Genomic DNA, 9,882 nt, shown 5'->3' with positions numbered 1-9,882 from the left:
TCCGGCGTTTTTTTTTCGTTGTCATTTTTAAAGTTTTAGTGAATGCTAAATTTACGGATAGTTGCGGAAGGCTACCGTAGGTTTAGTTCAACATTGGGTTTGGCAATAGCAGGGCTGACGTGCATTTCATCGGCTTTTGGACTACTATCATTGGTAGTTCCTGCTGAAATTTCTTTACTCAATTTTTTGTTTATAACTTCATCTTTACTACTTTTATTCGGACGTTTGGGCTAAAGAATATAAATTTTCCTGCCATCCAATGCGTACCGTTAGGTGCAAGGCGAATGTGACAGTCTTCATTTTCAATCATGATATTAAAAGCAACCATTCTATTTTCAGTACTACTTTATGTGACACATACTATTGGGCAGACAAAAACTTTGACCGGCAAAGTGATTGATAACGAGTTCCGTCCGATTTACCAAGCGAGTATATTCAATGCCGACACAGTTCTTTTAGGGAAAAGCGATATAAACGGCAATTTCAGTTTAAGTATTTCTTCAGACACGAAATCACTAATAGTTGCCTGGGTTGGTATGGAATGGAAATTCATTGACTTTTCAAGTGAATGCAATAACCTTGAGATTATTCTACAGCCAAGCGCAACATATGATTTTATGTCAGTCAGAAAAATAGACAAATTGCGTAAGAAGGAATTTGATAAATTGCCGGTTCTCCATCAACAAGCATTTGAAAAAGGTGTCTTTAAAATGAATAAACCTTGCTTCGATGACAAGTTTATTTCGATTAAAAAAAGTTTCGAGTACATAAAGAAAAGTCGGACACGAATGCCCAGCACCTAATAACTAAGGTTTCGTTTTGCCTAACGGGCAAGAAATGAAACCATAGTTGAACGAAACCGGGCAATAACAATTTAGTATGGATTTGTTGCAGAGCAGTTGCAGGGTGGCTGAAGGAGCAATTTATTATATTAAAAATAATTTTGGTATGGATTGTCCTAATAACAATACAAAAAGTATCACTAGCGTTTTGATGTTATAATAAAAAGTTCTTTGAAAGTATTGTCAATATTGAGTTTGCGAGGATTTTATCTTGGAAACGATTTGAAATTTTGAAATTTTTTTTTCGTACAATTGATTGATAATCAATCAATATGAACGAAGGCAAATATGTATTTTCTCAAATTATGGGATTAGTTTCCTACAAAAAGTTTCAAACCTTTGTCAATCGCCACTCTGGCGAATATAAAGTAAAGGGTTTTAGCTGTTGGAAACAATTTTTATGCATGGCATTTGGGCAATTAACTCACAGAGAAAGTCTTAGCGATACCATCATGTGTTTAAAAGCTAATGCAGCTAAAATGTATCATTTAGGCATTGGTGAAGTAGTGGCAAAAAGCACTCTTACAAAAGCAAATGAAAATCGTTCTTACCTGATTTATCAGCAGTTGGCGATGTCGCTTATTAAAGAAGCAAAACAATTATACCTAGCCGATGACGATTTAGAAGTATCACTAAAAGGAAACGTATTTGCCATAGACGCTACTACCATTGATTTGTGCTTATCCACTTTTTACTGGGCTACTTTTCGCAGTACAAAAGGAGGAATAAAACTCCATACACAAATAGATTTAAAAACATCTATTCCGGAATTTATTTTATTTTCAAATGCTTCTGTTCACGACGTAAATGCTCTCGATCTGATATCTTTCGAGGCCAATAGTTTCTATATTATGGATAGAGGATATGTAGACTACAAAAGGCTTTACAGGATTCATCTCTGTGGAGCATTCTTTGTCACAAGAGCAAAAGATAATATGAACTATCGGCGTTTGTATTCCCATCAAAAAGATAAAGATGCCGGAGTGATATACGATCAGACCATAATGCAAAATAACTTTTATGCTTCAAGAGATTATCCGGAAAAGATGAGAAGAATAAAATTCAAAGATGCAGAGACGGGAAAGGTCCTTATATTTCTTACTAACAATTTTAATCTGACCGCAAATGAAATTGCTCAACTGTATAAGCACCGATGGAAAATAGAATTATTCTTTAAGTGGATAAAACAACATTTGAAAGTAAAATCGTTCTGGGGACATTCAGAAAATGCAGTAAAAACACAAGTATGGATTGCTGTCTCTGTTTATGTTTTAGTAGCCATTGCAAAAAAGAAATTTATGCTAAAACAAAGCCTCTACGAAATTCTACAAATTATAAGCATATCAATTTTTGAAAAAATGCCCATAAATCAACTGTTTCAAGAAACTCAATTACAATATTTCAAAGAACAAAATCATAACCAATTGAAAATGTTTGACTAATATCAAAACGCTAGTGAAAAAGTATAATGATAAACAATTGATTTTTAAACACAATTTTTTTTTTACGGATAGCGTCTTATAACATAAATTAGCGTGTTGCATGCTATGTTCCGACAGCTCGTAATTCACAAATGTTTTAATATCAAAATCAACTACTAAAACTTTTGAAAAAGACAATTTTTATAATTATTTCCATTGCTGTTTTAGGTTTAGTTTTTTATTATTTCAAAAATATTTATGGTTGGATGGAATTTCACAAAAACACCGATACGCCAGACCAATTTATAAATAAGACCGTAAACAAAAAAGAAAATTACACAAAGGACAGTTTGACAATATCTCTTGAGTTAAAAAACCTTTTATTGCGACACGAAGATTTCTTTTATAGCAAAGAATATTTTGACGGGACTGAAATAATCATTGACACAATTGTTTATAGCCCTGACTTTAATAAATTAGGAATACTAATCCTTACTAAAAATCCAACGTCAAGACAATTGGAGCCAATCAAAGGCGACGATTATTATTTTAATGCAACAGCTTATTTGGGAATTAGAGAAAAGGATACGCTCAGTTTAAGTTGGCTTGGACCAAACTTTTCAAACTCTACTGACATAGGGGAATTATCAAATGATATTAGACAAGCTTGCTTCAGGACGTTTGTTTCTAAAGACACAACTGAAAAATATGCTTATAAATTTAACCTTAACGACACCCGTTTTTGGACAAGTAGCGTATGGCAAAGAATTGAAGCTGACAAAATAAAAAGGGAAGAATTTGAAGAAGAGAAAATAAAGCATCCTGAAAATATTTATGAACCACCAAAGAAATAACAAAGCAGGCAACACTCGCATTTATGCAAGGCTGGCTGAAGTGCTAATAATGAGCTGTGGTGCAGATTTCAACAGCAGTCCGGGCTGAAAAAACTTTGTTGAACATAGTAGTAACAATGAACTTTTAATTTATAAATTTGGCAACGGTTCCAGGCAGACGGAATTCTAATTCCAGTCCTGCATAAATGCGTGGCCGTAAGCGGCAAGCTCGACGTAAAATCTCTCACAAAAAGCATCTTGAAATGGATGATGAAAATGAAAAAATAGAAGGATGGACAAAATTAAGCGACCTAATAAATGACAATTGGGAAGGCATGATTAAGTATATCTCTACATCAGGTAAGTTACAAGCCGCTTTAGAAAACTCGCATAATTATTTTGACAAACTGAAAGCACTTAAAGATTTCTACTTAACTAATCAAAATGAAATTTTACAGACGTACAAGGAATCAAAGCACCTCTGGTATGTCAGTTACCCCGCAGATTGGACTAGTCATTTGACAAAAATTGAATATCAAGCTTGGTGTACAATACGAGAAATTGGAAGAATCGTTTTATATCCACAATTCCCAGTTGCAAATTACTTTCTTGACTTTGGAAACCCTGGATTAAAGATAGGCCTTGAATTAGATGGAAAGGACTTTCACAACGACGAAAAAGACAGAGAAAGAGATAAAGTATTGAAAGAATTTGGATGGACTATTTATAGAATTTCTGGAAAAGAAATGTTCCGAACAAATTATAAAACACTATCCGAAATGAATTTTGATGATTATGACTTTCCTGATATTCAGAAACATTTGTCCTATTGGTTACTTGAAACTGGCGATGGCGTAATTCAAGCAATGAAAGAAATATACTTTGAAGAACAGATTGATTGGGGATATATTGACGATGAAGAGTATTATGATAATGAAGATTATTTTAGGTTGCGAAAAGAGTATATAAAACTCTGCCATGAATCTTTAGACCTTCACCGATATTGTTAGACTATTTTCCAACCGCCAGCCGCTTACATGTGGTTTTGTGCAAGTGGGGCTGAAGAAATAAACATCGGCTATTGTGCAGCCATCATCAGCAGTTCCGGCTAACGGAATTCTATCAGCAAACGAACAAATAATTAGCTTTTTAATTCTATATTCGGCAGACGGTTCGGCAGAAGGAACATTGAATTCCCCACCTGCACAAAGCCCTGTTCGTTAGCTGAAAGCCATGACAAATACTCTTCAAATAAAGTATAATAAGGTTTTTGTTTATTTAATTTCTATTTTTCTAGTTGGACTCATCCTTATTATAAATTTAGCAAAGCATGTAGACGATAAGCCATTTATTATTTTGAACATTGGATTAGGAGTCTTGACGTTATTTGTTTTTTTAAAATTTTTATTTCCTGCAATTAATAACAAAATCGCTTTGGAATTAAATAATGAAGGCATTTATGATTTTGTACGCAATCAAGAAACTTCCTGGACAAATGTTACAGGGATAACAAAGATATTTTTTGGTAGAGGGCAATCTGGTTTGGGCATTTTATTATCCGACAAAAAACAATTTATTTCTCAAAAAACATTATTGAAAAGGCTATTATTGAAATATAATTCTTTTTGGTATTCAACACCATTTATAATTCTTTTTTCCTTTTTGGAGGGAAACAATGACGATATTCTTAAAGCGTTGCAAAATTATTATGCAGAAGTTCAACAGCAAACTAAATAATTTAAACACCCCGACAGCATTCAGCTTACATTGGTATTGCTAAAAGCAGGGCTGACGTGCATTTCATCAGCTTTAGTTCTTTGGTCATCTTGGGTTTCCCTCCAAGGCCGTGTCCTACTCAAAGCCTTGGAGCAAGGACATGGACGGTTAATGCAGGATAAAATTATTAGCTTAGAGTATGGCTGTAAGAACTCCGATAGAACAAACTGAAGGACTTTATTTTATAACATTTACGTGTTGCCAATGGCTTCCTTTGTTTGAAATTACTGATGGATATGATACGGTTTATAAATGGTTCGATTATCTTAAGTCGAAAAACCATTTCCTTAAGGGATACGTTATTATGCCTAATCATCTGCATGTGCTTATTGATTTTTCAGCTTCCCCGAAAAGTATTAATGCAATAGTTAGTAACGGGAAAAGGTTTATGGCTTACGAACTGGTGAAAAGATTACAAAAAAGTGGAAATGATGAAATGCTAAAAAAGCTTATGCAGGCAGTAGCAGCTTCGGATAAAGACAGGGGAAAGAAACACCAGGTATTTGAGAGATCATTTGATTGTAAGTTAATAACAACAAACCACTTCTTTTTGGAGAAACTAAATTATATTCACAACAATCCGTGCAGTGGAGTGTGGGGATTGGTGGAAAATCCGGTGGATTACAGATATAGTTCGGCAAAATATTACATCGGGGGAATGCAGAGCGAATACCCTATTAACAGTGAATAATTCAGCACGGCCGTGTCCTGCATATGCACAAAGCTGCGAGTAGACACGGCCTGGGATAAATTAATATCAATTGCAGCATTCGAAAAAATCCGAACGAGGAAGAAGGACAACGAAAAACCTAAAAAATAGAACAAGGCGAATACTTTCTCAGAAAAGATTGGGACATGCTGTCGCATCAGTCAACTGATTTCAGGACGAGACACATACTGATCGAGCCGGTTACTTAAATTCTAACGTCCCGTTTATCGATCATTTTGATGTAGTCAGAAATACAGACAACCCGGCTAACTACCAGACATCCTTTGTTTTAAGCCGTTCATCAATTACAACAAGGTAAGGCAGTTTGTAATATCGTTATGAAGTACATAGACCCGATGTTGTAATCCCAAAAATTATCCCTTTCATTTGATGAAAATTGAAACTATATGCGCTATAAATTCTTACTCCTCCCAGTAATTTCAGCCCTTTTATTTTCCTGTAAAAAAGAAAAAGGTACATATGATCCTCCGGTATCGCTACCCTCACCCGTTGTTCCGGTCCCGACAGTTTTGCTAAAGGACGTAATCATTGCCCGTCTGCCTAATCCGTATTATCATTTTGAGTATAATGCAGAGGGCAATGTCAACTTTATATCTTTTGCATCTGAATTTACCAGGTACGACGTAAACTACGATGGAGGCAGGATCAGTGAAATGCGAAATACCATTCTTGTGAATAAAGACAGATTGCAATATTTCTATGACGATGCAGGCAGGGTGAATGCCATCAGGTATGTCGATACATTTGGAATAGTGTTCAGAAAGATTAGCCTAACGTATAATGGATCAAAGCTGATTAAATTGGACAGGGAGACGAAGTCAGGTAATTTCATACCCGATAAAACAATCACCATGTCTTACTATCCCGATGGCAATCTTTCGGATCTTACCGTGCATTTTTGGGCCACGACCGGGCAGCCAGAATTCATATATACAGATCACTATGAACAATATGACGATAAACTCAGCATCGAAAACTTCAGTTTGCTGCACGACGAGTTTTTTGATCACTTCGTTTTCCTTCCGGGAGTGCAATTGCAGAAGAATAATCCTGGCAAAGTAACTCATACCAGTGCAAACGATAGCTATCGCGTAAATTATACTTATACCTATAATAACCATGAAGCCCCACTGACAAGAAACGGAGATCTCATATTTACAGGCGGCCCTAATGCAGGGCAGCAATTCCAGCTAAGCGCTGTCTATACTTATTATTAATGGGGTGAATTTTATTAATTAGCGGTCATTGTAACTGACGACACACGAACAGCAAGACGAACCAGAAATGACAAAGAAAGATATAGCCCAAGACTTTTTAGACTTGCTTCCAAAAGACATTCGCCAAAAGCATTGAACTTTCTTTTATATATTAATTCATTTTTTACTTTGAAGCGCTTTTGAGTTCCCCGAACTGCTGGGATTATTTCGTCTTTTCCTAATTGAAAAATTTGAAAAAACTGCCACAATAGCCAGGCATTCTTAATTTTTTTATAAAATTCCGCTTAATTCAAATCCGCATCTGCAAAATCGCTGCTTTCCATCGGTTTAATATTTTACCTTCGCGCCTCTAAATTTTTACTATGAAAAGAATTTTAATTGCATCATTTTTATTGATTTTTTCAGGCGCTGTTTTCGCTCAATCAGAGGACAACGGCAGCAACTACGACCAGCACAAGGCGTTTGCCCCATTTTTTTATCATTCAAATGGAAATCAATACCGCAGCGCCAGCGGCCAGCCCGGCCCGGCTTATTGGCAAAACCGTGCAGATTATAAAATAGCTGTTACGCTGGATACTACGCAGAAAGTAGTTAAAGGAAATGTTGTAATTAAATATAAAAATAATAGCCCTGACCCATTGAAATTTTTATGGCTTCAATTAGATCAAAACATTTACAGGGAAGATAGCCGCGGCCAGGCCACTACACTTGTATCCGGAGGCCGGTGGGCAAACCGCTCTTTTACTGAAGGCGATGAATTGCAATCTGTAGAAATTGTAATGAATGGGAAGACTACCAAAGCCAAATACAAGATTACTGATACAAGAATGCAGGTTTGGTTGCCCCAGCCACTGGCTGCAAAAACGGGCTCAGTAGAATTGAAAATTAATTATTCTTTCAACGTGCCTCAATACGGAACCGACAGGATGGGTAGGTTGAATACCAAAAATGGCTGGGTTTATGAAATAGCGCAATGGTTTCCCCGGATGTGTGTTTACGATGATATCGAAGGATGGAATACGTTGCCTTATTTGGGAGCGGGAGAGTTTTACCTTGAATATGGCAATATTGACTACACGATTACCGCTCCCGCAAACCTGATTATTGTAGGCTCAGGGGCGTTGCAAAATCCTGAACAATGCCTTACTGCAACTGTCAGAGGCCGGTTGGAGCAAGCCAAAAAGAGCGATAAAACAGTTACTATCGTGGGTGAAGATGAATTAAATGGCACTTCTTATTACCCTAAAAAATCAACCTTAACCTGGCATTTTGTATGCAACAATACCCGCGACGTGGCCTGGGCAGCTTCCAAAGCTTTTATCTGGGACGCAGCAAGAATTAATTTGCCAAGTGGTAAAAAAGCGTTGGCGCAATCAGTTTATCCGGTAGAAAGCGCAAAAGAAGACGCATGGAAAAGATCGACAGAATTTGTAAAAGGATCAATAGAAATATGTTCAAAGGATTGGTATGAATACACCTACCCGGTAGCAACCAATGTAGCCGGAATTGTAGGCGGAATGGAATATCCCGGAATTGTTTTTTGTTCCTATAGAAGCAGTGGCTCCGGATTATGGAATGTAACCAATCATGAATTTGGCCACAACTGGTTTCCTATGATTGTTGGCTCGAATGAGCGAAAATTTCCCTGGATGGACGAAGGCTTTAATACCTTCATAAACGGGGTGGCCACTAAACAATTTAACAATGGTGAATTTTATGAAGAAAGCGATTTGAATAAGACCGCTCCTTCTATGTTTAGAGAAGGCGCCGATGCCATTATGACTATCCCCGAGGTGACTCAGCAGGGCAACCTTGGAGTGGCGGCTTATCAAAAACCGAGCGATGGCCTGGATATTTTAAGAAAGCACATTCTTGGCCAGGAACGCTTTGATTCCGCTTTCAGAATTTATATTGACCGCTGGGCATTTAAACATCCTACCCCCTGGGATTTTTTCAGGACGATGGAAAATGTGGGAGGTGAAGATTTATCCTATTTCTGGAGAGGATGGTTTTTCACAAATTCCAAATTAGACCAGGGAATTAAAAGTGTGAATTATGTAGACAATGATCCTGCAAAAGGCGCGCTCATTACCATAGTGAATAATGATCAAATGGTTCTTCCTGTGCCTATCAAAATTGTACAGGAAAATGGAAAAACCGATTCGATTCAACTTCCTGTTGAAATATGGCAACGTGGTGGAGAATGGACTTTTCAATATCCATCTACATCAACTATTAAGACTATAACCATTGATCCAAATCATGATTATCCTGACATTAATCCTGACAATAATATCTTCTCAGGCGCGCCTTTGAAAAAAGTTCCGCAAGGCGTAACAGCAAATGATGTTATCAATAATTATTTAAAAGCAATTGGTGGAAAAGATAAAATCCAGTCGATAAAAGATTTTACGTATTTGGCGAAAGGAAATGTGCAAGGACAGGAACTGGAACTTGTTCAAAAATATAAAGCGCCAGACAACTTTTTATTGACCATTTCTTTGCCTGCCAACAATATGCAGATTCAAAAAGAATTGGTCAAAGGAGATAGCGTTTCATTAATGGCTATGGGACATGAGCAGCCTCTTGATGAAGAAATCAAAAAAAGGATTAAGGCTTCGGCGATGCCTGTACCAGAGATACAATATGAAAAATCCGGCACTGGCATTAGTTTACAGCCAACCATGGCAAAAGTGGATGGCAGAGATGCTTACGTTTTGGAAATTAATAATGAGGAAGGTGCTATCAAAGAATTTTTTGATGCGGAAACAGGATTGAAAATCAAAAAAGAAGTTGCCGGGTCGCAATCCACTACCTACGGTGATTACAAAGAAGTGAACGGCGTAAAATTTCCCTATACGATGACCGTTGTGTCACAGTTCGAGATTCCGTTTAAGGTAACAGATATAAAAATAAACAGTGGCTTAAAAGATGATGATTTTAAATAACCGATTTTACTTTTTTACTTAAATAAATGGGCGTCTGTAAAGGCGCCCATTTTATTTTCAATAGTAAACAAAGAAATTTTATTAATTTTTATTTTGGGTGAAACCAGGTGACGAA

At 36.6% G+C, this 9,882-nt stretch carries 8 protein-coding genes; all 8 read left to right on the top strand.

All coding sequences use genetic code 11. The features are described from left to right. Positions 1–308 precede the first annotated feature (308 nt). Positions 309–803, top strand: a complete 495-nt coding sequence (locus tag EFY79_RS20070; protein ID WP_123122542.1) for a peptidase associated/transthyretin-like domain-containing protein — start codon at positions 309–311, stop codon at positions 801–803. Between the two features lie 311 nt (positions 804–1,114). Then, positions 1,115–2,284: an IS4 family transposase gene (locus EFY79_RS20065; RefSeq protein WP_123122541.1), complete on the top strand. Its 1,170-nt coding sequence runs from the start codon at positions 1,115–1,117 to the stop codon at positions 2,282–2,284. A 164-nt stretch (positions 2,285–2,448) separates the two neighbouring features. Continuing rightward, entirely contained in the window at positions 2,449–3,117 is a 669-nt protein-coding gene (locus EFY79_RS20060) for a hypothetical protein (RefSeq protein ID WP_123122540.1), read from the top strand. A gap of 185 nt (positions 3,118–3,302) precedes the next feature. Continuing rightward, positions 3,303–4,106, top strand: coding sequence for an endonuclease domain-containing protein (locus EFY79_RS20055; RefSeq protein ID WP_123122539.1), 804 nt, complete (start codon positions 3,303–3,305; stop codon positions 4,104–4,106). 223 nt (positions 4,107–4,329) lie between these two features. Beyond that, positions 4,330–4,833 carry an STM3941 family protein gene (locus EFY79_RS20050; protein ID WP_123122538.1) on the top strand — a complete coding sequence of 168 codons (504 nt, stop codon included), beginning with the start codon at positions 4,330–4,332 and terminating at the stop codon, positions 4,831–4,833. A 178-nt stretch (positions 4,834–5,011) separates the two neighbouring features. Continuing rightward, complete coding sequence (locus EFY79_RS20045) at positions 5,012–5,563, top strand: transposase (protein ID WP_123122537.1); 552 nt, start codon at positions 5,012–5,014, stop codon at positions 5,561–5,563. A 425-nt stretch (positions 5,564–5,988) separates the two neighbouring features. Beyond that, positions 5,989–6,819, top strand: coding sequence for a hypothetical protein (locus tag EFY79_RS20040; RefSeq protein WP_123122536.1), 831 nt, complete (start codon positions 5,989–5,991; stop codon positions 6,817–6,819). Positions 6,820–7,181: 362 nt separating this feature from the next. Further along, positions 7,182–9,767, top strand: a complete 2,586-nt coding sequence (locus EFY79_RS20030; protein ID WP_158605266.1) for a M1 family metallopeptidase — start codon at positions 7,182–7,184, stop codon at positions 9,765–9,767. Positions 9,768–9,882 lie beyond the last annotated feature (115 nt).

Origin of the sequence: Hanamia caeni, assembly GCF_003721595.1 — a bacterium.
Lineage (GTDB): Bacteria > Bacteroidota > Bacteroidia > Chitinophagales > Chitinophagaceae > Ginsengibacter > Ginsengibacter caeni.
Note: the sequence above shows the minus strand (reverse complement) of the source record. Positions and strands in the feature narration are given on the sequence as shown.